The following is a 23678-nucleotide window of genomic DNA, read 5'->3' as shown; positions in this document are numbered from 1 at the left end:
GAGGGTCATCAATGACGATCGACTCCATGCGCGACCGGCCCCCGGAGGGCGGGCTCGTCCAGCTCCTCACACCGGAGGGCGAGCGCGTCGAGCACCCGGACTACCCGCTGGACCTGTCCGCCGAGGACGTGCGCGGTCTCTACCGCGACCTGGTGCTCGTCCGGGCGATCGACCGGGAGGCCGTCGCCCTCACCCGGCAGGGCGAACTCGGGCTGTGGGCGTCGCTGCTCGGCCAGGAGGCCGCGCAGATCGGCTCCGGCCGCGCGCTCACCGCCCAGGACATGGTGTTCCCGACGTACCGGGAGCACGGCGTCGCCTACTGCCGGGGCGTCGACCCACTGAAGCTGCTCGGAATGTTCCGGGGCGTCAACCACGCCGGCTGGGACCCCGCCGAGCACGGCTTCCACCTCTACACCATCGTCATCGGCAGCCAGACGCTCCACGCGGCGGGCTACGCGATGGGGATCCAGCGCGATGGGCTGCTCGGCACACCGAACGCCGGGGCCGCCATCGCCTACTTCGGCGACGGGGCCACGTCCCAGGGCGACGTCAACGAGGCGTTCGTGTTCGCGTCGGTGTTCAACGCGCCGGTCGTGTTCTTCTGCCAGAACAACCAGTGGGCCATCTCCGAGCCGCTGGAGCGCCAGAGCCGCATCCCGCTGTACCGGCGGGCGCAGGGCTTCGGGTTCCCGGGCGTCCGGGTGGACGGCAACGACGTGTTCGCGTGCCTCGCCGTCACCCGCCGCGCGCTGGAGAACGCCCGGACGGGCCAGGGACCGACGCTCGTCGAGGCGTACACCTACCGGATGGGCGCCCACACCACCACCGACGACCCCACGCGGTACCGGCTCCGGACGGACGAGGAGGCGTGGAAGCTCAAGGACCCCATCGAGCGCGTCCGGGCCTACCTGCGCCGCTCCGGCCTCGCCGACGACGCGTTCCTCGCGTCCGTCGAGGCCGAGGGCAAGGACATCGCCGCCGACCTGCGGACGCGCTGCCGCGCGCTGCCCGACCCGCGCCCCGAGGCGATCTTCGAGAACGTCTACGCGGCGCCGCACGCGCTGATGACCGAGGAGCAGGAGGCGTTCGCGGCCTACCTCGCCTCGTTCGAGGAGGAGGTGGCCTGATGACGACCCTGACGCTCGGCCGCGCGCTCAACGAGGGCATGCGGCGCGCGATGGAGGACGACCCGAAGGTCCTCGTCATGGGCGAGGACGTCGGGCGGCTCGGCGGCGTCTTCCGCGTCACCGACGGGCTCCAGAAGGACTTCGGGGAGGAGCGGGTGATCGACACGCCGCTCGCCGAGTCCGGGATCGTCGGGACGGCCATCGGACTCGCGCTGCGCGGCTACCGCCCCGTCTGCGAGATCCAGTTCGACGGGTTCGTGTTCCCGGCCGCCGACCAGATCATCACGCAGCTCGCCAAGATGCACCTGCGGTCGCTCGGGGCGGTGAAGCTGCCGGTCGTCGTGCGGATCCCGTGCGGCGGCGGCATCGGCGCGGTCGAGCACCACTCGGAGTCGCCGGAGGCGTACTTCGCGCACACGGCCGGGCTGCGGGTCGTGGCGTGCTCCAACGCGGCGGACGCGTACACGATGATCCGCCGCGCCATCGCCTCGCCGGACCCGGTGATCTTCTTCGAGCCCAAGCGGCGGTACTGGGACAAGGCGGAGGTCTCCACCGACGTCGCCCTGTCCGATCTGCCGGATCTGCATGCGGCTCAGGTCGTCCAGCCGGGCGACGACGTGACGGTGCTCGCCTACGGGCCGTCGGTGAAGACGTGCCTGGAGGCCGCCGCCGCTGCCGCCGCCGAGGGCCGCTCCCTGGAGGTCATCGACCTGCGGTCGCTCAACCCGCTCGACGTGGACACCGTGGAGGCGTCCGTCGCGCGGACGGGACGCTGCGTCGTCGTCCACGAGGCGCCGGTGTTCGCCGGGTTCGGCGCGGAGCTGGCCGCGCGGATCACCGAGCGGTGCTTCTACCGGCTGGAGGCGCCGGTGCTGCGGGTCGGCGGGTTCTCGACGCCCTACCCGCCGTCCCGGCTGGAGGACCACTACCTGCCCGACCTCGACCGCGTCCTGGACGCCGTCGACCGGACCTTCGCGTGGTGAGCGGCGTGCACCTGTTCAAGCTGCCCGACGTGGGCGAGGGGCTGACCGAGGCGGAGATCGTCAAGTGGCACGTGGCGGTCGGCGACACCGTGGAGGTCAACCAGACGATCGTGGAGATCGAGACGGCCAAGGCGATCGTTGAACTGCCGTGCCCGTTCGACGGGGTGGTGAGCGAGCTGTTCGCCGCCGAGGGCGCGACGGTCGACGTGGGCGAGCCGATCATCGCCGTGGCCGACGCCGCCGCCGTCGACGCGCCCGCCGCCGCGACGGCCGCGCCGGAGTCGGCCGCGCCCGCCCCGGACGCGCCGGCGCCGGACGTCGCGGAGCCCGCGGCGCCCGAGCCGGAGCCGCTGCCCGCCCAGCCTGCGGACCTCAAGGAGGACCTGGTCCCGCAGGCGCCGCCGGAGGAGCCGAAGCGGCAGCCGGTGCTGGTGGGGTACGGAGTGAAGCCGGGCGCGACGAAGCGGCGTCCGCGCAAGGCCGGGCACGCTCGTCCACAGCCTGTGGACGGACGGGCCGCGACGCTCGCCAAGCCGCCCGTCCGCAAGATGGCGCGCGACCTCGGCGTGGACCTGACGACCCTGACCGGCAGCGGCCCGGCCGGCACGATCACCCGCGACGACGTCCGCGCGGCCCTGGAAGCCCCGCCCGCGCCTGCCTCGCCGACGGCGCCCGCGGCGCCCGACGGGTCCGCCGCGCCGACGGCGCCCGCGGCGCGGGCCGGGTCTGCGGCGTCCGCGGCGGGGGAGCGGATCCCGGTGAAGGGCGTCCGCAAGGCGATGGCGGCGGCGATGGTGGAGTCGGCGTTCACGGCGCCGCACGTCACCGAGTTCCTCCAGGTGGACGTCACGCCGACGATGGACGCGGTCGCCCGCCTGCGGACGTCGCCCGACTTCGCCGACGTCAAGGTCTCCCCGCTGCTGTTCGTGGCCAAGGCCCTGATCGCGGCGGCGCGCCGCCACCCGACGGCGAACGCGACGTGGGACGGCGACGCGATCGTCGTCCACCCGTCGGTGAACCTGGGGATCGCGGCGGCGACCGATCGGGGCCTGCTCGTCCCGAACGTCAAGGACGCCCAGACGCTCTCCCTGCCGGACCTGGCCCGCGCCCTGACGGCGCTCGCCGAGACGGCCCGGGCGGGCAGGTCCACCCCGGCGTCCCTCACCGGCGGCACGATCACGATCACCAACATCGGGGTCTTCGGCATCGACGCCGGAACCCCGATCCTCACCCCGGGCGAGGCCGCGATCCTGGCGTTCGGCCGGATCCGCGACCTGCCGTGGGTCCACGAGGGCGAGCTGGCGATCCGCAAGGTCACCACGCTCGCGCTGTCCTTCGACCACAGGATCCTGGATGGGGAGGAGGGCTCGAAGCTCCTCCGCGACGTCGGGGACATGCTCGAGGACCCGCTCACCCTGCTGGCCCGCTCCTGACGCTCGACGCCCGGCGGGTGGCCGCGCCCACCCGCCGGGAAAAGCAGTTTCGGGCGGGGCCCGCCGAGTGCGAGGGTGGCGACCGTTCGGTCGGAGGGCCGCCCGCGGGCGGCGTCTGGGGGGAGGCTGCGCGGTGGACGATGCTGATCTCTACCGTCGCGGCGCCGCGACGCTGCTGGCGTCCTGGCAGGAGTACGCGCGCGGAGCGCCCGACGCGGCCGTCCGGCATTTCCCCGGCGTCTCTGCGGCCGTCTTCCCGGCCGGCCCTGAACGCGCCGTCTACAACAACGCGCTGCTGGAACGCGACCTGGACGCCGCCGCGCGCACGGCCGCGCTGGACGCGATGGAAAACGCGTACGCGGAAGCCGGCGTCACCCACTTCGCCGCCTGGGTGCACGAGAGTGACAAGGCGCTGCGCGACGACATCGAGCGGCGCGGCTACACCTTCGCCGAGTCGTCGCGCGTGATGGGCATGGTGCTCGACGACCTCAGCGCGCCCGTCCCGGACATCGACCTGGGCCCGCCGGACTGGTCGGAGTACCTGCGCGTCCTCGGCACGCCCCCGGGCCTTCTGGAAAAGGCGGACAGCACCGCCTTCCACGTCCTGATCGCCCGCCTGGACGGCGAGAACGCCGCGACGGCGATGGCCTTCGACCACCACGACGACTGCGGAATCTACAACGTGGGAACGCTGGAGCACGCCCGCCGCCGGGGGCTGGGCACGGCGCTGACCGTCCTGCACGCCCACAACGCGCGAGCGCGCGGCTGCCGGACCGCCAGCCTGCAATCAACGGAAATGGCCGAACGCGTCTACGCGGCCGTGGGCTTCCGCGACCTGGGCCGCTTCTTCGAGTACGCGCCCAAGGGCTGAGAACGCGACGTTCTCACCGTTTACCCGCTCTGGTCGGCGCCGGCGGAGCGACGGATCAGCGCACGCGTCCCCGCAGCCGGTCGGCGATGCCGAGGAACACGTACAGGTTCGGAATGCCGGACACCGAAGCGCTGACCGGCGCCCGCCACTTGCCCGCGACCTTGAACTTGAGAAAGCCCTGGATGATCTGCAGGTCCTCGACGTCGTGCCAGCGGATGACGCCCTTGGCGGAGCCGACCTCGTCCCGCGTCACCCACAGCCTGCCGAACTCGACGCGCTGCCCGGCGTTCAGCCGATCGAGCGCGCCCGGAAGCCGGACGCGGGTCACGGCCTCCTGAAGCGCCGTCCCCCACTCGTCGTGCCGCTCGAACTTCCCGGTCGCGGGCGTCCCGCCGTTGCGCCCCTGGAGCGTCACCTGCCCACCGTCCACAGTGGTGAGCTTGTAGGTGTAGTCCGTGTACCCGGCCACCCCGGTATGCCGAAGACTGCTCTGGAACACCTCGGTCCGGTCATAGCGAACGGCGTGCGTCCCACCTTTGACAGCGGCGACAAGCCCGCGCTCGTAAAGGTGAAGACCGAACCGAGTGTTCTTGGAAGCGGTCGACAGCTCGGAGACCCACAGACAAACAGCGATCACCGCGATCAGAACGAAGAACATCCCGAAGGCGCTCCCCGCAGCGAACAGCAGGACCGCCAGCACCGCGCACACAACCGCCGCGATAAGCGAGAACCGGATCGACCCCCCGTCCGGCTGAGCCCCCGCATAAACCCCACGCCGACCCCCGAGCCCGGCCCGCTCTGCCACCTGGTCCATCTGCACGGCCAACTCGCCCGCCACGTGCCCGGCCATCCCGGCTCCCTCGCGCTCCGCACACCGTCGACACGGCACCGACCCTCCGGCACCACACCCAGCGCGGGACGCTATCAGACAAACATGTCTATTTGATGGCGCGGACGGGAGCGGGGGTCAGACGGGGGTGGGGACGGGGGTGGGCGACGGGAGGGGGTGGTTCAGGGCCTTGAGGACGGCGCGGAGGCGGTCGGGGTAGTCGGTCACGATCGCGTCGGCGCCCAGACGGGTGAGCCAGGCCATCTCGGCGGGGTCGTTGACCGTCCAGACGGCCACGGGAAGGGCCACCGCGTGGGCGTCGGCGAGCAGGGCCGGGGTCGTCAGGTGGCGTTCGGGCGACAGGACTGTGGCGCCGATGGCCAGGGCCGCGCCCACCGGGTCGGCCGGGGGAAGCCCCGCCAGCCAGCGCGTGCCGGGCCGCAGCGTTTTGCGCTCGATCAGCGCGACGCGCCCCAGGGACGGCGCGCAGTGCGCCGCCGCGGCGAGGACGCGCCAGTCGAAGGCCAGCAGACGGCTGCGGGACGTCAGATCGTGCGCGGCGAGGACGTCCGCCACGGCGGCGGTGAAGCGCCGCACCCGCGCCTCCGGCCAGTCCGGATCGGTCTTCAGCTCGACCGCCAGCTCCACCCGCCCGGACGGCCCGAGCAGCGCGCACGCCTCGGCCAGCGTCGGCAGCCCCGTGCCGGGCACCGCGCGCTGCGTCAACGCGAACGGGTCGGCCGTCCCGGCCACGGGCCGCCGCGCGCTCGCGTCCAGCGTCCGGACCTGCGCGAGCGTCAGATCCCCGAGCGCCCGCCCCACGTACGGGAACAGCGGATCACCCGGCACGGCCGGCCCGGTGTCGGCGAGGTTCACCGCCGACAGCACCTGGTCGTGGTTGAGCACGACCACGCCGTCGGCGGTCATCCCCACGTCCAGTTCGACGGCGTCGACGCCGAGATCGAGCGCGTGGACGAAACCGGGCAGCGTGTTCTCCGGCCGCAGCCCCCGCGCCCCCCGATGACCGTGAATCTCCACGGTCCCCCCGAAGGTTGTCACGCACGCAACTTACCGGGCGGTCACGAACGCGGGATGGCCGGACGGTGAGAACGCTCCGAACAGGAGAAACGCGCTCACTGCGTCACGGAACCGGCTCCGAACAGGCTCTTGAGGTCGCCGAAAAGCCCCGGATTCGGCTGCACCTGGAAGTACTCCAGGTTCACCAGCAGCCCCTTGCGTCCGTGCCGTCGCAGTTGCAGGTGCACCGGCGCGTCGCCCGGGTGGGCCTTGAGGATGCGCTTCAGCTCCGCCGTGGTCGGCTCGGTGATCCGGTCCATCGCGACGCTGATCACGACCGGGGGCTCCTTGCCGGTCGCGGCCGAGACGTCCAGCACCTCCATCTCCTGCGCGTGGATCGACACGTTGCCGTCGCGTTCGTTCATCCGGCCGAGGACCGAGATCACGACGTCCGGCGCGAGCGACGGCGCGTACAGCTGGTAGACCTTCGGGAAGAACAGCACCTCGATGCTGCCCTCCAGGTCCTCCAGCTTGATGATCGCCCAGGTGTTGCCCTGCTTGGTGACCTTGCGGTCCAGGCCGGCGATGATCCCCGACAGCCGGACCATGCCCTCGCGTCCGCCCGCGCCGGCCTCGGCGGTCGAGATGTCGCGGGCGCGCTCCAGAATGCGTTCCGCGCCGTCCAGCGGGTGCGAGCTGACGTACAGGCCGAGCATTTCCCGCTCGAACTGCAGCAGCGTCGCCTTGTCCCATTCGTCGCCGGTGGGAATGGCGACGGAGAACGAGCCGCCTCCGCCGTCGGCGACGTCGTCCATGCCGCCGAACAGCGAGTCCTGGCCCATCGCGGCGTTCTTCTTCTCGCTGATGACCGCGTCGATCGCCTGTTCGTGGACCGACAGCAGCGCCTTGCGCTCGTGCCCGAGGCTGTCGAACGCGCCCGCCTTGATCAGCGATTCGATGGCCCGCTTGTTGCAGACCGGCATCGGCACCTTGGACAGGAAGTCGTTGAAATCGGCGTACGGGCCGTCCTCGCGGCCCTTGAGGATGCCGTCCACGACGTTGTCGCCGACGTTGCGGATCGCGTTCAGCCCGAACCGGATGTCGTCGCCGACCGCCGCGAACCGCGCGACGCTCTCGTTCACGTCCGGCGGCAGGACCTTGACCTTCATGCGGCGGCACTCGCCGAGGTACACCGCCATCTTGTCCTTGTTGTCGCCCACGGACGTGAGCAGCGCCGCCATGTACTCGGCGGGGTAATTCGCCTTGAGGTAGGCCGTCCAGTAGCTGACGAGCCCGTACCCGGCGGTGTGGGACTTGTTGAAGCCGTAGGCCGAGAACGGCACCAGGACGTCCCAGACGGCCTGTGTCGCCTCCTTGGAATAGCCGTTCTTCGCCATTCCCTCCGAGAAGATGGCCCACTGCTTGTCCATCTCGGCCTTCTTCTTCTTGCCCATCGCGCGGCGGAGGATGTCCGCGCCGCCGAGCGTGTACCCGGCGAGCTGCTGCGCGATGGCCATGACCTGCTCCTGGTAGACGACCAGGTGGTAGGTGTTGCCGAGGATCGGTTCCAGCGCGTCCTTCAGCTCGGGGTGGATCGGCTCGATGGGCTGCTGGCCCGCCTTGCGCAGCGCGTAGTTGACGTGCGCGTTCGCGCCCATCGGCCCCGGACGGCCGAGGGCGAGGACGGCCGACACGTCCTCGAACTCCGTCGGTGACATCAGCTTGGTGAGGTCGCGCATCATCGTGGAGTCGAGCTGGAAGATGCCGAGCGTCCAGCCCGCCCGCAGCAGCGCGTACGTCTTGTCGTCGTGCAGCGACACCTGCGCCATGTCCAGGTCGACGCCCCGGTTGGACTTCACGTTCGCGACGGCGTCGCCGAGGATCGTGAGGTTGCGCAGGCCGAGGAAGTCCATCTTGAGGGCGCCCAGCTCCTCGCAGGACGGCCCGTCGAACCCGGTGATGCGCGCGCCGTCGTCGGGCCGCTGGTGGATCGGCATGACCTCGATCAGCGGCTCCGACGACAGGATCACGCCGGCCGCGTGGACGCCGGTGCCGCGCGTCAGGCCCTCGATGCCGAGCCCGGTGTCGATGACGCGCTTGATCTCCACGTCGTCGTTGTAGAGCTGGCGCAGCTCGGCGGCCTCGGCCCAGCGCGGGTGGTTCTCGTCGAAGATCCCGGTCAGCGGGATCTCCTTGCCCATGACGGCGGGCGGGAACGCCTTGGTGATGCGGTCGCCGAGCGCGAACGGGAAGCCGAGGATGCGGCAGGCGTCCTTCACCGCGGCCTTCGACTTGATCGTCATGTAGGTGATGATCAGCGAGACGTTGTCCTCGCCGTACCGCTCGGTGACGTAGCGGATCATGTCGCCGCGCCGACGTTCGTCGAAGTCCAGGTCGACGTCCGGCATGGAGATGCGTTCGGGGTTCAGGAACCGCTCGAAGATCAGTCCGTGCTCGATCGGGTCGAGTTCGGTGATGCCGGTGACGTAGGCGACCATCGACCCGGTCGCCGAGCCGCGGCCCGGGCCGAGCCAGATGCCGTTGTCGCGGGCGTAGTTGCAGATGTCGGCGACGACGAGGAAGTAGCCGGGGAACCCCATCGACTCGATGACGCCCAGCTCGTACTCGATCCGCTCGGTCACCTCGCGCGGGACGTCGTCACCGTACCGCTTGCGGGCGCCGCGCTCGGCCTCCTTGCGCAGCCACGACATCTCGGTCTCGCCGTCGGGGACGGGGAACTTGGCGGCGAGGTCGCGGTGGGAGAACACGTCCGCGTAGTCCTCGACCATCTCGGCGACGAGGAGCGTGTTGCGGCAGCCCTCCTGCCACGGGTCGGACGCGTCGACCGCGCGCATCTCGTCGGCGGTCTTGAGGTAGTAGCCGCTGCCGCCGAACCGGAACCGGTTCGGGTCGGACATGAGGCTCTGGGTGCCGACGCACAGCAGCGCGTCGTGCGCGTCGGCCTGGCTCTCGGTGACGTAGTGGGAGTCGTTGGTGACGAGCGGCGCGATCCCGAGCCGCCGCCCGATCTCGACCAGGTCCTCCCGGACGCGGCGCTCCAGCGGGAGCCCGTGGTCCATCAGCTCCAGGAAGTAGTTCTCCTTGCCGAAGATCTCCTGGTAGGTGGCGGCGGCCTTGAGCGCCTCGTCGAACTGCCCGAGCCGCAGCCGGGTCTGGACGGCCCCCGACGGGCACCCCGTCGTCGCGATGATCCCCTCGCCGTGCTGCTCGAACAGCTCGGCGTCCATCCGGGGCCACTTGCGGTAGTAGCCCTCCAGCGACGCCAGCGACGAGATCTTGAACAGGTTGCGCAGGCCCTGGGCGTTGCGGGCCCACATCGTCTTGTGCAGGTAGGAGCCGGACGCCGAGACGTCGCCGCCCTCGCCGGTGGCCTCGTTGGTCTTCTTCTGGCTCGGGTCGCCCCACAGGATGGGCTTCTTGACGAACCGGGACTCCGGCGCGACGTACGCCTCGATCCCGATGATCGGCTTGATCTCGGCCTTCTTGGCGGCCTTCCAGAACTCGTACGACCCGAACATGTTGCCGTGGTCGCTCATCGCGACCGCGGGCATCCCCAGCTCGGCGGCGCGCTCGACCAGCGGCGCGATCTTCGCCGCGCCGTCGAGCATCGAGTACTCGGTGTGAACATGCAGGTGGACGTACGAATCAGCCACGCGCCGCGCCTCCCCAGGGGCCTCTGCCGACGCACAAGACCCTAGTCCGTTCCGCGCCCGTCCCAAGCCTCGATCGCCGTCTGTGGATAACTCTCAGACGGCCGTGTTCTCGCGGCGGCGCCGGTACCAGGGGAGAAGCCGCCAGAGCCGTCCGACCAGGATCGTCCCGGCGAGCCAGAGTACGTACGTGAGCGGTGTCCACGCGCCGCCGACGCGTTCGGCGTGCCCGTCGGTGAACGTGAACGTGACGGCGTGCTGGATCAGCGCGATCCCGTCCCAGGTGAACGTCCCGGTGACGTGCGGGTCGGTCGCGAGGACGCCGCGCTCGAACGCGTTCTCGGCCTCGTCGAGCGCGTACAGCAGCAGCATCGGGACGAGCGAGAGGAAGTATCCGGCGGCGAGCCAGGAGTGGCGCGGGCCGGGCCCGTACTCGGCGGCGAGGAACTCCTCCGCGAGCCGGCGGCTGCCGCCGAGCCGGCGCAGCGCCTCGCCGACCCCGACGTCGCGGGCGGCGTCGCGGAGATTGTCGCGAACCTCACGGCGCTTGGCGACGCGGGTCGCGTGCGGGAGGTCGTAGAGCTGCTGGTCCAGCGTCCACACGAGGCGTTCGATACGGAGACGGTCGATCAGGCTCAGGTCGTTCGGCACGGCGGCTCTCCTCATCGGGGCGCGGGCAGCGGGCGGGTCAGGACGGCGTTGACGATCGCGGTGTGCCGGGACCAGTTCTCCGTCCCGGCCGCGAGCGCCTCGAACCCGGCCGGGGTCGGCCGGTAGTACTTGCGGGCCGGGCCGCTGGACGACGCGACGAGCCGCGAGGCGACCCGTCCCTCCCGCTCCAGCCGCGCGAGCGCCGGGTAGACGGTGCCCTCCAGGACGTCGGTGAGCCCGGCCGCCTGGAGCCGCTGGACCACCTGGTAGCCGTAGGACTCCTGTTCGGCCAGCAGGTGGAGCAGCAGCAGCGGCAGGACGCCCTTGAGCAGTTGCGAGTCGTGAGTGGGGGTCACGTCGCCTATGTTCCGCCCAGTACTTGGCGAAATCAAGTACTAGGCGCAAAAAAGAACGGCCGAGCGGGAATCCCGCCCGGCCGTCCGGAACGCCCGGGTCAGACCAGGGAGCGCAGCGACAGCGTCTGGTCGCGCCCCGGCCCGACGCCGATCGCGGAGATCTGCGCGCCGGACATCTCCTCCACCGCGCGGACGTACTCCTGCGCGTTCTTCGGCAGGTCCTCGAAGGTGCGCGCGGCGGTGATGTCCTCCTTCCAGCCGTCCAGGTACTCCAGGACGGGCTTGGCGTGGTGGAAGCCGGTCTGCGTGGTGGGCAGCTCGTCCACGCGATCTCCGTCCACCTCGTAGGCGACGCAGACGGGGATGCGCTCAAGCCCGGACAGGACGTCCAGCTTGGTGAGGAAGTAGTCCGTCACGCCGTTGACGCGGGTGGCGTAGCGGGCGATGACGGCGTCGAACCAGCCGCAGCGCCGGTCGCGGCCGGTCGTCACGCCGTACTCACCGCCGGTCTTGCGCAGGTACTCGCCCTGCTCGTCCAGCAGCTCGGTCGGGAACGGGCCGGAGCCGACGCGGGTCGTGTACGCCTTGAGGATCCCGATCACCTTGGTGATCTTGGTGGGGCCGACGCCGGAGCCCGCGCACGCGCCGCCCGCCGTCGGGCTGGACGACGTCACGAACGGGTAGGTGCCGTGGTCCACGTCCAGCAGCGTGCCCTGCGCGCCCTCCAGCAGGACGACCTTGCCGTCGTCCAGGGCCTTGTTGAGCACGAGCGTGGTGTCGGCGACGTAGGGCCGGATCCGCTCCCCGTACGCCAGGTACTCCTGGACGATCGGGCCGGTCTCGATGCGGCGCCGGTTGTACACCTTGGTCAGGACCTGGTTCTTCTCGCGCAGCGACAGGTCCAGCTTCTGGGTGAGGATGTTGGGGTCGAACAGGTCCTGGACCCGGATCCCCATGCGGTTGATCTTGTCGGCGTAGGTCGGGCCGATGCCGCGCCCGGTCGTGCCGATGCGGGCCTTGCCGAGGTAGCGCTCGGTGACCTTGTCGAGGGTGCGGTGCTGCGGCATGATCAAATGCGCGTTCGCCGAGATCAGCAGCCGGTCGGCGGAGATGCCGCGCTCGGCGAGCCCGTCGATCTCCTGGAAGAGCACGGCCGGGTCGATGACGACGCCGTTGCCGATCACCGGGACGACGTCGGGGGACAGGATCCCGGACGGCAGCAGGTGCAGCGCGTAGCTCTCGTCCCCGATGACGACCGTGTGCCCCGCGTTGTTGCCGCCCTGGTAGCGGACGACGTAGTCGACGTCGCCGCCGAGCAGGTCGGTGGCCTTGCCCTTGCCCTCATCTCCCCACTGAGCTCCGACAAGAACGATGGCAGGCATGCCGGTAATCCTTCCCACGACGAAGGCCCCGTGCGGAGCGGCGCCGCCCGGTCGGGGCGGATCCGTCGCTCGTCGCGGTGCGCACCCCGGGGGTCGCACCCTGGGAGTTTTCGCACGCGCGAAGGGGCCTCTTACGAAAGAATCGTACCCGCACGCCGCCGTGGGAGGAACCGCCCGGCGGGTCGCGGACGTCCGCCGCGGCGGTTCCCGACGCGCCGAAAGGGGCTCAGCCGAGCACCTCGGCGGCCGTGGGGCTGCTGTCGCGCAGGAACGCCCGGCAGCGTTCGGCCTCGGCGTCCTCGCCGATCGCGGCGGCGGCGCGGCCGAGCGCGTGCAGCGCCCGCAGGAACCCGCGGTTCGGTACGTGCTCCCACGGGACCGGGCCGGTGCCCTTCCAGCCCGCGCGGCGCAGCGCGTCCAGGCCCCGGTGGTAGCCGGTGCGCGCGTACGCGTACGACTCGATGACGCCGCCCTTGGCGAAGGCCGCGTCGGCGAGCGCCGCCCACGCCCCGGAGTACTCGGGGAAGCGCGCGGCGATCTCGACGGGGTCGACGCCGTCGTCCAGGGCGGTGCGCGCCTCGGCGTTGTCCGGCAGTTCGGTCGGGGGAGGTCCGCCGAGCAGGTTCTGGGTCATGCGCGTCATGGTAGGCGTCCGGCGCGGCGCCCGTGGTCAGTGCCCGTCGGGGAGCGGGAGCCGGAAGTGGGCGAGGCCGCCGGCGAGGTCGATCGTGGGCGCGTCCGGCCAGCCGGTGTGCAGCGCCGCGAGCGCCGGACGGTTCTCCAGGCTGACCTCCGCGTCGAAGCCGGTGACGCCGCGGCGGCGCGCGAGCCCGGTGAGCAGGCCGACGAGCAGGCGCGCGACGCCGTGCCGCTGCCACGGGTCGGCGACGAGGACGGCCAGTTCGGCGCGTTCGGGACGGTCGCGGTCGCGGACGTACTCGGCCACGCCGATCAGCGCGTCGCCGTGCAGCGCGGCGAGCGCATCGTGGTTCCAGTGGTCCAGGTGCGCCAGGGACCGGACGTAGGAGTCGGGTACACACGGCATTCCGGACAGGAAGCGGGTGTAGAGGCTCGCGGACGACAGCCGTCCCGACATGGCGCGCAGGCGGTCGGCGTCGGTGACGCCGTACGGGCGGACGCGGATCTCCGGCAGCACCACCGGATCGACGAGTTGTTTCACGCAACCCATGGAACCGCAGCGGGTTGCGTCAAACAACTCATTGGACGAAGGAGTCTCAGGCCCCCGGTCCGTCGAGCGGCACGACGTCGCGCGGCTCCAGCGCCGCGCCGCACGCCGAACACGTCAGAGCGGACGTGATCGTGCCCGTGCAGCCACGGTGGGCGACGATGCGCGGCGGCCCGTCGGGCGCGTAATAACGGTCGCCCCAGAGCATGAGCGTCATCATTGCGGGCCACAGTTCGACGCACTTGCGCGTGGGCCGGTACTCGAACCGGTCCGGACGCTCCTGGTACCGAACGCGGCGCAACAGTCCCTCGTCGCACAGTCGCGTCAGCCGGTCGGTGAGGACGTTGCGGGCGATGCCCAGGTCGTCCTGGAAGTCGTCGAACCGCCGGTGGCCCTCGAACACCGCGCGGACGACCAGGAGCGTCCACCGGTCCCCGACGACCTCCAGCGACCGGGCGACCGAGCAGTTCTGGGACACGTAGCTGCGGGGAAGAGCCATGCCGGCGAGACTACCCGGCGGGTTTCATCATGCAACGGGCGCGGCGGGAGCCCCGCCGCGCCCGTTCACGGTCCTACTTCAGGCGCTTGCCCGCCGACTGCAGGCTCTCGCACGCGTGGGTGATGCGCGCGGCCATGTTCGTCTCGGCGGCCTTGCCGTACGAACGCGGGTCGTACTGCTTCTTGTTGCCGACCTCGCCGTCCACCTTGAGCACGCCGTCGTAGTTGCGGAACATGTGCTCCGCGATCGGACGGGTGAACGCGTACTGCGTGTCGGTGTCGATGTTCATCTTCACCACGCCGTACGACACGGCCTCGCGGATCTCCTCCAGCGACGAGCCCGAACCGCCGTGGAACACGAGGTCGAACGGCTTGTCCTTGCCGTACTCGGCGCCGACCGCGTCCTGGATGTCCTTCAGCACCGGCGGACGCAGCTGCACCGAACCCGGCTTGTACACACCGTGGACGTTCCCGAACGTCGCCGCGAGGATGTAGCGGCCCTTCTCGCCGACGCCGACCGCGCGCGCCGTCGCCAGCGCGTCCTCGGTCGTCGTGTACAGCTTCTCGTTGATCTCGTGGGCGACGCCGTCCTCCTCACCGCCGACGACGCCGATCTCCATCTCCATGATGATGTTCGCCCGGGCGCACTCCTCCAGCAGCTCGGCCGCGATCTGGAGGTTCTCCTCCAGCGGCACGGCCGACCCGTCCCACATGTGCGACTGGAACAGCGGCTCCTGACCGCGCGCCACCCGCTCCTGGGAGATCTTGATGAGCGGGCGCATGAACCCGTCCAGCTTGTCCTTCGGGCAGTGGTCGGTGTGCAGCGCGATGTTCACCGGGTACTCCGCCGCGACCACGCGCGCGTACTCGGCGAGCGCCGTCGAACCGACGACCATGTCCTTCACCGTCGAGCCCGACAGGTACTCCGCGCCGCCCGTGGACACCTGGACGATGCCGTCGCTCTCGGCCTCGGCGAACCCGCGCAGCGCGGCGTTGAGGGTCTGGCTGGACGTCACGTTGATGGCCGGGTAGGCGAAGCCTTCCCGCTTGGCACGGTCGAGCATCTCCGCGTAGACCTCGGGGGTCGCGATGGGCATGTGGGGTGTCCTTTCTTTGCGGTGGTGCCGCCGGGCGTCCGGCCGGGCGGTTGCGCCCGTCCCGCCCGGCTCCAGGTCAGAGGTCCCGGGCCTGCGGTACGGGCATGGCTGCCGTCCACCGCTCAGTATCCCGTTTTCCGTGCCGCGGGCCAGAGCCGGGTCGGTTCGACTCGCGGACCCCGGGGCATCCGCACGGGTACGCTCGGGAATGTGGATCTCGCTCTGCTTTCCCTGAACATCACCGAGTGGCTGCACCCGACGGCGTGGCTGCAACTTTTCGGCACGTTCGCCGTCGTCGGCGTCATCGCGATCATCTTCGCGGAGACCGGCCTGCTGTTCGGCTGCGTTCTCCCCGGCGACTCGCTGCTGTTCACGGCGGGGATCCTGACGGCCGTGAACGAGGTGAACGGCCAGGAGTTCGAGTCGCTGTCGCTGCCCGCGCTGCTGGTCGGCGGGCCGATCGCGGCGATTCTGGGCGCCCAGCTCGGGCACTGGCTCGGCGCCCGCTACGGCCGCCGCCTCTTCGACCGGCCCGACTCGCGGATCTTCAAGCGGGAGTGGGTGGAGAAGGCCGAGCTGTACTTCAACCGGTTCGGACCCGCCCGCGCGGTGTTCATCGCGCGCTTCATCCCGATCGTCCGGACGTTCCTGAACCCGCTCGCCGGAATGCTCGGGATGCCGGCCCGCACGTTCTTCCTGTGGAACGTCATCGGCGGCGTGGTCTGGACGGACGCGCTGTTCCTGCTCGGCCACTTCCTCGGTTCCGAGGTCCCCGACATCGAGCGCTACATCCTCCCCGGTGTCGCGGTCGTCCTGGTTCTCTCGGTCATTCCGATCATCCGGGAGATGCGGCGCGGAAGCGGCGACAAGGACGGCTCGGCGAAGAAGAATGACGCCGATGAGTCCCGACCGTCGCTCCAGGGTGACAGTTATCGCTAACCTCCCCATGTGGGACGTCATCGGTCGGACCCCAGGGGTCTCGCGCGCATCGTCATCGCGACCGTCGCCGTGGCCCTGGCCCTGGGACTGCTGGTCGGCGGTGCGATCGCGCTCGTCAACGCGGTGACCGGCGGCTCGGACCAGAGCGGCCCGCCGGGCGCGCAGTCCCGGGCGGCGACGCCGTCGTCGCCGAGCCGGTCGGAGTCCGCGCCGTCCAGCAGCACGCCGCTGGTGATCCGCGCCGTGCGCGGCTCGACACTGGTGACGATCACCGATCCGGGCAGCAACGACGTCGTGTTCCGCGGCACGCTCATGTCCGGCGAGGGACGCCGCTACGACCAGGCGCCGCTCAGCGTCGTCGCCGGGGACGGCGGGGTGGTCGAGGTGACGATCTACGGCAAGGTCGAGAACCGTCCGGCCGGGCAGCGCGCCACCTGGTACGTCGCGCGGCGCTGACCTACTCGACGCCGAGGTCGCCCGTGGTGAACGGGTGGCGGTACTCCAGGCCCTCGGCGGCGATGCGCTCCGCCGCGCCGCGCTCCAGGATCGTCGCGACGGCCACCACCTCGGCGCCCGCCTCGCGCAGCGCCTCGACGGCCGTCAGCACCGAACCGCCCGTCGTGGACGTGTCCTCGACGGCCAGCACCCGGCGTCCGGTGACGTCCGGGCCCTCGATCCTGCGCTGCAGTCCGTGCGCCTTGCCCGCCTTGCGGACGACGAACGCGTCCAGGCTTCGTCCGCGCGCCGCCGCCGCGTGCAGCATCGCCGTCGCGACCGGGTCCGCGCCGAGCGTGAGACCGCCGACCGCGTCGTAGTCCAGGTCCTCGGTGACGTCCAGCATCACCTTCCCGACGAGCGGGGCGACCGCGCCGTCCAGCGTGACGCGGCGCAGGTCCACGTACCAGGACGCGCGCCGTCCGGACGACAGCACGAAGTCGCCGTGCACCACGGCCTTGGCCTTGATCTCTCGCAGCAGGTCATCACGATCGCTCACAGGGAGAACCCTAGTGATCGGGATTCTCGCGTCCGCATCCGCCCGTGTAGCGTGCGGGACGTGACGCCGGGAACCGTCGTGCTGCTGCACGCTCCGTCGGCCACCGCCGCCGTGTGGGCCGACGTGCCCGAAACCCTGCGAACCTTCGGCCACGACGTCGTAGCCCCGACCGTGGCGGCTGTTCCCGGCCCGCCCTACGTGGCCCGCGCAGCCCTGATCCTCGCCGCCACCGACCCCGCGTCACCCCTGCTCCTCGTCGCCCAGGGCGCCGCCGGCCCGCTCCTGCCCGCCCTCGCCCGAGCCCAACGCGCCGCCCACCGCACCATCGGCGGCTACCTCTTCGTGGACGCCGCCCTACCCACCCCCGACCGAGCCCACGGCACCCTCCCCGAAGACTGGCCGGACGCCCCCTGCGGCTACCTGCGCACCCACGCCGACCGCACGTCCGACACCACGACGAGCCTCGCCGCGGCCCGCGAACAGGCCGTCCGCGAATCCCGCCTACGCGGCTGGCCCGTCCACGAACAAACCCCACCCACCACCATCGCCCAAGCCCTGACCACCCTGATCACCACCCTCTAACCAACCCACCACCCACCCTCCGAACACCAAGCACCATCCACCCACCCCACGCCCAAAGAGCCACCCCACCCGCGCCCGCCACATTTACGCACCACCGAACTCCCCGCGCGACACACCCCACCCCACGCCACGCACAGTGTCCGCGCCACCCGCGCCCGTCCGCGCCGCCCGCCGCCTCGCGCCACCCGCCGTCCTGCGTCACCGGCGCCCGCACCATCCCCGCGCCACCTGCGCCAGGCGCTGGTCCGCGCCGCGCCGCCGCGCGCCGCCTCACCCGCGCCGCCTCACCCGCCTCACCCGCCCCGCGCTGGGCCGCCCCGCGCAGTCCGCGCAGTCCGCGCAGTCCGCGCCACTCGCGCCGCGCAACGACGCCCGCGCCTCCGCGCCACGCGGCGACGCCGCGCCGTCTGCGCCGCGCCGTCCGGGTTGCGCCGTCCGCGCCGTCCCGCGCTGCGCCGTGCCGTACCGTCCCGTGCCGCGCCGCCCGTGCTTCCGCGCCCCCCTACCCCGCGCCACCCCGCGCCGTCCGCGCCGCGCAGTCCGGGCCGCGCCACGCCCCCGCGCCGCGTCACTCGCGCCGCGCGACGCGCCGTCCGGGTCGCGCTGGATGTGCCTCAGCCCGGGACCAATGCTCGCCACGCCAAGTGCCAGGCGGCATGCCGCCGAACGCAGGAACTTCGCGTGCGGGAGCACTTCCCAGCGGAACCGCGCGGCGCAGCACCGGGCGGCGTCGGCCCGTGCCATACGGCCGTAGGGCGTCCGTCCGTGCGGCAGTTCGCGCTCTCGCGTTGGGCTGCGTGCGGTGTGAGCGGGGTTGAGCCGCTTCGTGCTGCCTGGCGGCGTGCGGTGCTCGCGTGCGCTGGGCCAGACGTCGCGCGCAGGGTCATTGCCACACTGCGCGTGGGTGCCTTGTCGCGTGGGTCTGTGCGTTGTGTTGTGCCTGTGGGTCAGGAGCGGCCTCGGCCGCTGACCAGGTCGCGGAGGCGGTCCACGGCGGCCACGGCCGGGCCGGCGGTGCGCAGGACGCCGGGCTTGGGCGGGGTGTGGGGGTGCGGACGGGTCGGGGCGTGCTTCTTGGCCGCCGCCAGCTGTTCGCCCAGGGCTCGTGCGCGCTCGGGGTCGATGACCTCGCGGAGTTTGGGCCAGACGGCCTGCTCCTCGTAGTCGATGTGCTCGCGGGCGTCGGCGATGAAGCGGGCGAGCAGGTTCTCGAAGTCCGCCTCGCCGGGCTTGGACTTGTCGAGTTTCGCGAGGATCTGCTTGGCCTGCTGTTCCTGGTCGATGGCGTGGTCGGCCAGGGAGTCGCCGTCCGCGAGGAGTTCCCGGACGGTCGGCCAGAAGTACTCCTCCTCGACCGCCTCGTGCATCGACTCGTCGATGATCAGGCGTTCGACGGTCGCACCGCGCCGCTTCAGCTCGTCCTGGTCGCTCGGGGGTCCCTTGCGGGCGCCGGCCTCCAGTTCCGTCAGGACGGCCTTGACCTTGGCGTGGTCGCTGCCCAGCACGTCGAATACGTCCGCCATGTCGTTCCTTCCTCTCGGATCGCGGCGCCCTCCGCCGCTTCGGGGCCGGTCCCTGCCCGGCTGGGCGGCGCCCATGCGCGATGGCGAGGTCTGGTGACTTTGGGTGACAGTTGTGTCGCTTAGAGTTCTTCTGTTGTCGCGTGGGTGCTGAGGCCCGCGTCCCGCCGAGGAGTGCCCGCCGCATGACCGAGCGCCGGTTCCGCGTCCCGCTGCCCGGCCTGCCGCCGCGCAGCCGGTCCGAGGAGAACCGCACGTCGACGCCGCTCGAACTGTTCTTCGACCTGTGCTTCGTCAGCGCGGTCGCGCAGGCGGGGGCGCGGCTCGTCCACGCGCTCGGCGCCGGGCAGTTCGCGCACGGTGTGATCGGCTACTGCATCGCGTTCTTCGCGCTCTGGTGGGCGTGGGTGAACTTCACGTGGTTCGCCTCCGCGTACGACAACGGGGACGTCCTGTACCGGATCGTCACGCTGGTGCAGATTTCCGGCGCGCTGGTGCTGTCGGCGGGGGTGCCGCGCGCGTTCGAGTCGGCGGACCTGTCCATCGCGGTGATCGGCTACGTGATCATGCGGCTGGCGCTCGCGTTCCAGTGGCTGCGCGCGGCGGCGGGCACCGCGGGCGCGGCCCGGGCGACGGCGCTGCGCTACATCGCCGGGCTGATCACCGTGCAGCTCGGCTGGGTCGGGGCGACGCAGGCGTCCTACACCACGCGGCTGATCCTGTTCCCGATCCTCGCGGTCGTGGACGTCGCCGTCCCGGTCCTGTCGGAGTACCACCACCGGACGCCCTGGCACCCCCACCACATCGCCGAGCGGTACGAGCTGTTCACGCTGATCGTCCTCGGCGAGGCGGTGACGGCCGCGTCGCTCGGCGTCCAGTCGGCGCTGGACGAGCGGGGCGAGCTGGCCACCATCCTGCCGATCGCGCTCGGCGGCCTCCTCATCGTCTTCTCGGCGTTCCGGATCTACTTCGTCGCGCCCGCCGGGGCGCGGCTGACCACCGGTGAGCAGCCGTTCGTCTGGGGTTACGGGCATTACGTGATCGCCGGGTCCGCCGCCGCGATCGGCGCGGGGATCGAGGTGGCCGTCGAGCAGACCGACCACCAGTCGCCGATCTCGGCGCTCGCCGCGTCGGCCGCGGTGACGTTGCCGACGGCCCTGTTCGTGCTCGCGGTGTGGCTGCTGCACGCACGGCACTTCAAGCGGGACGTCGCCGAGCAGTGCGTACTTCCCGTGACCGCGCTGCTCGTCCTCGCCTGCACGTTCGCGGGCCACTGGACGGCGCTGCTGGCGGGCGCGGTGGCCGCCGTGAGCGTCGGAGTGAGCACGCTGCTGGAGGAACGGCGCGCGGAACATCTGGGCTGATTGTTCGCCGACCGCGAGACGGTGCGAACGCGGTACATTCCCCGGACGAGACCGTGGATCCAGGGGAGCGCTTCCGTGACGCAAGACCCGCGCCCGACCGCGAGGTCCGACGCCGCCGGTTCTCCCGGACCCGGCGACACCGAGTTCGAGGCGCTCGATCCGACCGGCCCGGAACCGGCCGAGGGCGGCGGCGGGCTGTTCCGGTCGAGCGCGATCATGGCGGTGGGGACGGTCGCGTCCCGGCTCACCGGGTTCGTCCGGACGACGGTCCTGATCGCTGCGCTCGGCACCCAGGCCCTCGGCGACACGTTCAACACCGCCAACACCATTCCGAACATCATCTACGAGACGCTGCTCGGCGGCATTCTCACGGCCGCGCACGTCCCGTTGCTCGTCCGGGCCCGGCAGAAGTCGGCGAAGTACGGCGAGGAGTTCGAGCAGCGGCTGTTCACGCTGCTGCTCGGCGCGCTGGCCCTTCTGACCGCGCTCGCGATGGCCGCGTCGCCGCTGCTCATCCGCCTTTACGCGAACGGGTTCTCCGCGTCGCAGCGGCATCTCGGGATCGTTTTCCTGCTGTTCTTCCTGCCGCAGATCTTCTTCTACGGGTTCAGCGCCGTCGCCGGGGCGTCGCTGAACGCCCGCTCGCGGTTCGCCGCGCCGATGTGGGCGCCCGTGCTGAACAACATCGTGGTGAGCGCCGTCGGGATCACGTTCATCGTGGTGACGGCAGGCCCCGTCACGCCGGACAGCATCTCCAGCGGCGAGGTCACGCTCATCGCGCTCGGCACGACGGCGGGCGTGATCGCGCAGGCGCTCGGGCTGATCCCGTCGCTGCGCGCGATGGGGTTCCGGTGGCGTCCGCGCGTCGACTTCCAGCCGGGCGAGCTGCGGTCGCTCGGCGGCATGGCGGGCTGGACGCTCGCGTTCGTCGTCGCGCAGCAGCTCGGCCTGCTCGTCTACACCAACATCGCCAACAGCGCCGGGGTGCGCGGGCTCCACGAGCACGTCGGCTACGGCGTCGGCCTCACCCCGTGGGCGAACGCGTACCAGTTCTTCCAGCTCCCGTTCGCGATCGTCGCCGTCTCGGTGATCACGGCGCTGTTCCCCCGGATGAGCCGGCACGCGGCCGACGGACGGCTCGACCGCGTCTCGGAGGACCTCTCGGCCGGCCTGCGCCTCTCGCTGATCATCATCATTCCGGCGGCGGCGCTGCTGTTCGGGTTCGCGGGCGAGATCTGCGTCGTCTTCTTCGCGCACGGCAACACCGACGCGGCGGACGCGGCGATGATCGCCCGCGTGCTGCGCGTCTTCGCGGTCGGCCTGATTCCGTTCGCCGCGCTCCAGATCCTCCAGCGCGGCTTCTACGCGGTCGCCGACACGCGCACGCCGGCGCTGGTCGGGTTCTTCACGATGGCCGTCAGCATCGCGCTCGCCGTCACCGGCTACCTGCAGCTCTCGACGCCGCACATCGTGCTCGGCGTCGCGGGCGCGCAGGGCGTGTCGTGGCTGCTCGGCTGCGTCGTCACGCTGGCGCTGCTGCGCCGCCGCCTCGGCAGCCTGCACGGACGCGACATCGTCGGCCCGATCCTCAAGGCGGCCGTCGCCAGCGTCGCGCCGCTCGCCGTCGCGATCGCCGCCCACGAACTCCTCGTCCACAAGACGGCCGGGGGCTTGATTCCGTCCCTGGTCGTCCTGCTGGCCGGCGGCGTGCTCGGCATGGCGCTGTTCGTCGCCGTGGCGCGCGTGCTCCGCGTCGAGGAGATCACCACCGTCGGCCGCATGGTCACCGCCAGGCTCCGCCGCTGATCATTACGACGTTTTTCGAACTGGTGTCCGAAAAGTACGGTCGAATTGCGGTGTCCACTCTGGACAATTGTTGGACATATTTGCAGTATTATTCCGCCGGTCCTCGGGGCGCCCCTATCGTGTGAACTCGCCATGGCGGCGGCCTCGGGAGGATCACATGGGCGGGAACGGGGAAGTCCAGATCGCACTGACCGTGCTGGAAGAGGACGGGAAGTGGGTCGGCACGGACTCGGACGGCATCGCCATCGGCGTCGTCCGGCTCGGGAACTGGCAGGTGCAGCCGGTGGACGCGACGGGGGAGGCGCGCGGCGGCGACGACGCGTACCTCGTGCGGATCAATTACGAGCTGGACCTGGAACCGGGCTTTCCGGCGGTGGAATGGCTGGAAGTCGGGTTCGACTTCACCGGCGCAGACCCGGTCGCCGTGGTCGACGCCGTTCCGTTTTCCACGACCGGGTCGCGACCGGCGACCTCGTACACGCTCGGACGGCTCCTGAATCTGCTCCCGTCGGCCGGAGAATCCTCGGCGGACGTCCATCTCCCCGCCACGACCGGCGTCATCGACGTGTTCGGCATCGGCGGCCGGAAGGTTCGCTGGCGGCACCGGGCGGAGGGCGACGGGGCCGTCCGTCCGGGAGCGCACGTTATCTGGGCCGTCCTCCTGGTGCCCGCCGGCACCGAAAGCCTCCAGGTCGAGTTCTCCGCGCGCTATGACCTGCGGACGGGCGAGAGTTTCCTGCCGGGCCAGCTTCCGCAGCCGTTCCCGCTCGACCTGCGCGATCCGTCGGCCGTCGAAACGGCCCTTGAACCGTCGGCGACCGTCGACGGCGGAGAGAAGAAGGCCGGTGCCCCCCGCGTCTTCATCTCCTACGCCCACGACACCCGGCCGCACAAACTGGCGGCCCGTCAGCTCGGCGCCCTGCTGGCCCGCTGCGGCGTCGACCTCCATATGGACTATCTCGCCCCCGCGGCGAGGAACGACTGGTACAAGTGGGCCATTCAGCAGATCAGAAAGGCCGACTACATCGTGATCCTGGCCTCGCCGATGTGCCGGGCGATCGGGGACGGTGAAAGTACGGACGGCCGGCACAAGGGAATGCATTGCGAGTCGGCGATGATCCGGGACGTCCTGCACGGCGACCGCGCGTACTGGTTCCCGCGGCTGCTGCCCACCGTGCTGCCCGGAGAATCGGTGCAGAACATCCCGCTCTACCTCCAGCCGTACACGGGCGATCACTACATCGTCGATGAATTCACCGAAGAGGGCATCGGCGACCTGCTGCGGGCGATGGGCGTCACGCCGCCCGTCGGTCTCTCTACGGCGTCGGACGCGACGGGCTGAGAAGCGCCCGTCCCGGTGCGGCCGGGACGG

Annotated in this window: 22 protein-coding genes; 10 read left to right on the top strand and 12 right to left on the bottom strand. The window is 71.2% G+C overall.

Annotated elements, in window-relative coordinates:
* Positions 1–11 precede the first annotated feature (11 nt).
* From pdhA to GQ466_RS32940, 4 genes are all read left to right on the top strand, one after another.
* Positions 12–1127: a pyruvate dehydrogenase (acetyl-transferring) E1 component subunit alpha gene (pdhA, locus tag GQ466_RS23005; RefSeq protein WP_202420958.1), complete on the top strand. Its 1116-nt coding sequence runs from the start codon at positions 12–14 to the stop codon at positions 1125–1127.
* The gene (locus tag GQ466_RS23000) at positions 1127–2110 is read left to right on the top strand and encodes an alpha-ketoacid dehydrogenase subunit beta (RefSeq protein ID WP_202420957.1); all 984 of its coding nucleotides are present in this window, start codon (positions 1127–1129) and stop codon (positions 2108–2110) included. The genes pdhA and GQ466_RS23000 overlap by 1 nt, the downstream gene beginning before the upstream one ends.
* On the top strand, positions 2104–3543 hold the full coding sequence (locus GQ466_RS22995; protein ID WP_337193588.1) for a dihydrolipoamide acetyltransferase family protein: 1440 nt from the start codon (positions 2104–2106) through the stop codon (positions 3541–3543). The genes GQ466_RS23000 and GQ466_RS22995 overlap by 7 nt, the downstream gene beginning before the upstream one ends.
* Positions 3544–3676: 133 nt before the next feature.
* A complete protein-coding gene (locus tag GQ466_RS32940; protein ID WP_161105078.1) occupies positions 3677–4414 on the top strand; it encodes a GNAT family N-acetyltransferase in 738 nt (245 codons plus the stop codon).
* A gap of 55 nt (positions 4415–4469) precedes the next feature.
* Here the strand turns inward: GQ466_RS32940 and GQ466_RS22985 are convergent, their stop codons facing one another.
* The 10 genes from GQ466_RS22985 to fbaA form a co-directional block, all read right to left on the bottom strand.
* Positions 4470–5264, bottom strand: a complete 795-nt coding sequence (locus GQ466_RS22985; RefSeq protein ID WP_161105077.1) for a DUF6585 family protein — start codon at positions 5262–5264, stop codon at positions 4470–4472.
* Between the two features lie 117 nt (positions 5265–5381).
* The gene (locus GQ466_RS22980) at positions 5382–6302 is read right to left on the bottom strand and encodes a glycerophosphodiester phosphodiesterase family protein (protein ID WP_161105076.1); all 921 of its coding nucleotides are present in this window, start codon (positions 6300–6302) and stop codon (positions 5382–5384) included.
* Between the two features lie 74 nt (positions 6303–6376).
* A complete protein-coding gene (gene dnaE, locus GQ466_RS22975; RefSeq protein WP_161105075.1) occupies positions 6377–9934 on the bottom strand; it encodes a DNA polymerase III subunit alpha in 3558 nt (1185 codons plus the stop codon).
* 93 nt (positions 9935–10027) lie between these two features.
* Positions 10028–10582: a hypothetical protein gene (locus GQ466_RS22970; RefSeq protein WP_202420956.1), complete on the bottom strand. Its 555-nt coding sequence runs from the start codon at positions 10580–10582 to the stop codon at positions 10028–10030.
* Between the two features lie 11 nt (positions 10583–10593).
* Positions 10594–10938: a helix-turn-helix transcriptional regulator gene (locus GQ466_RS22965; protein ID WP_161105073.1), complete on the bottom strand. Its 345-nt coding sequence runs from the start codon at positions 10936–10938 to the stop codon at positions 10594–10596.
* Positions 10939–11036: 98 nt separating this feature from the next.
* Positions 11037–12320, bottom strand: a complete 1284-nt coding sequence (locus GQ466_RS22960; protein WP_161105072.1) for an adenylosuccinate synthase — start codon at positions 12318–12320, stop codon at positions 11037–11039.
* A 226-nt stretch (positions 12321–12546) separates the two neighbouring features.
* A complete protein-coding gene (locus tag GQ466_RS22955) occupies positions 12547–12963 on the bottom strand; it encodes a DUF3151 domain-containing protein (protein ID WP_161105071.1) in 417 nt (138 codons plus the stop codon).
* Between the two features lie 27 nt (positions 12964–12990).
* Positions 12991–13509 (bottom strand): GNAT family N-acetyltransferase, encoded by a 519-nt coding sequence (locus GQ466_RS22950; protein ID WP_202420954.1) that lies wholly within the window; start codon positions 13507–13509, stop codon positions 12991–12993.
* Between the two features lie 46 nt (positions 13510–13555).
* Positions 13556–14005 (bottom strand): winged helix-turn-helix transcriptional regulator, encoded by a 450-nt coding sequence (locus tag GQ466_RS22945; protein WP_161105069.1) that lies wholly within the window; start codon positions 14003–14005, stop codon positions 13556–13558.
* A gap of 73 nt (positions 14006–14078) precedes the next feature.
* Positions 14079–15101, bottom strand: a complete 1023-nt coding sequence (gene fbaA / locus GQ466_RS22940; RefSeq protein WP_161105068.1) for a class II fructose-bisphosphate aldolase — start codon at positions 15099–15101, stop codon at positions 14079–14081.
* Between the two features lie 210 nt (positions 15102–15311).
* Here fbaA and GQ466_RS22935 point away from each other — a divergent pair, with 210 nt between their 5' ends.
* Both GQ466_RS22935 and GQ466_RS22930 read left to right on the top strand, forming a co-directional pair.
* On the top strand, positions 15312–16040 hold the full coding sequence (locus GQ466_RS22935) for a VTT domain-containing protein (RefSeq protein WP_161105067.1): 729 nt from the start codon (positions 15312–15314) through the stop codon (positions 16038–16040).
* Between the two features lie 9 nt (positions 16041–16049).
* Positions 16050–16496, top strand: coding sequence for a hypothetical protein (locus tag GQ466_RS22930; protein WP_161105066.1), 447 nt, complete (start codon positions 16050–16052; stop codon positions 16494–16496).
* 1 nt (position 16497) lies between these two features.
* Here GQ466_RS22930 and pyrE read toward each other — a convergent pair whose 3' ends face one another.
* A complete protein-coding gene (gene pyrE, locus GQ466_RS22925; protein ID WP_161105065.1) occupies positions 16498–17034 on the bottom strand; it encodes an orotate phosphoribosyltransferase in 537 nt (178 codons plus the stop codon).
* A gap of 60 nt (positions 17035–17094) precedes the next feature.
* On the opposite strand from pyrE, the gene GQ466_RS22920 reads away from it, so the two are divergent.
* A complete protein-coding gene (locus tag GQ466_RS22920; RefSeq protein WP_161105064.1) occupies positions 17095–17616 on the top strand; it encodes a hypothetical protein in 522 nt (173 codons plus the stop codon).
* A gap of 947 nt (positions 17617–18563) precedes the next feature.
* Here GQ466_RS22920 and GQ466_RS22915 read toward each other — a convergent pair.
* Positions 18564–19139, bottom strand: coding sequence for a hemerythrin domain-containing protein (locus tag GQ466_RS22915; protein WP_161105063.1), 576 nt, complete (start codon positions 19137–19139; stop codon positions 18564–18566).
* 182 nt (positions 19140–19321) lie between these two features.
* Here GQ466_RS22915 and GQ466_RS22910 point away from each other — a divergent pair, with 182 nt between their 5' ends.
* The 3 genes from GQ466_RS22910 (at position 19322) to GQ466_RS22900 (ending at position 23648) form a co-directional block, all read left to right on the top strand.
* Positions 19322–20500 (top strand): low temperature requirement protein A, encoded by a 1179-nt coding sequence (locus tag GQ466_RS22910; RefSeq protein ID WP_161105062.1) that lies wholly within the window; start codon positions 19322–19324, stop codon positions 20498–20500.
* Positions 20501–20575: 75 nt separating this feature from the next.
* On the top strand, positions 20576–22306 hold the full coding sequence (murJ, locus tag GQ466_RS22905) for a murein biosynthesis integral membrane protein MurJ (protein ID WP_161105061.1): 1731 nt from the start codon (positions 20576–20578) through the stop codon (positions 22304–22306).
* 157 nt (positions 22307–22463) lie between these two features.
* Positions 22464–23648: a toll/interleukin-1 receptor domain-containing protein gene (locus tag GQ466_RS22900; protein ID WP_161105060.1), complete on the top strand. Its 1185-nt coding sequence runs from the start codon at positions 22464–22466 to the stop codon at positions 23646–23648.
* Positions 23649–23678 lie beyond the last annotated feature (30 nt).

Source organism: Actinomadura rayongensis (assembly GCF_009831215.1).
Taxonomy (GTDB): Bacteria; Actinomycetota; Actinomycetes; order Streptosporangiales; family Streptosporangiaceae; genus Spirillospora; species Spirillospora rayongensis.
The sequence above is the reverse complement of the archived record's forward strand: the minus strand, read 5'-3'. Positions and strand labels throughout refer to the sequence as shown.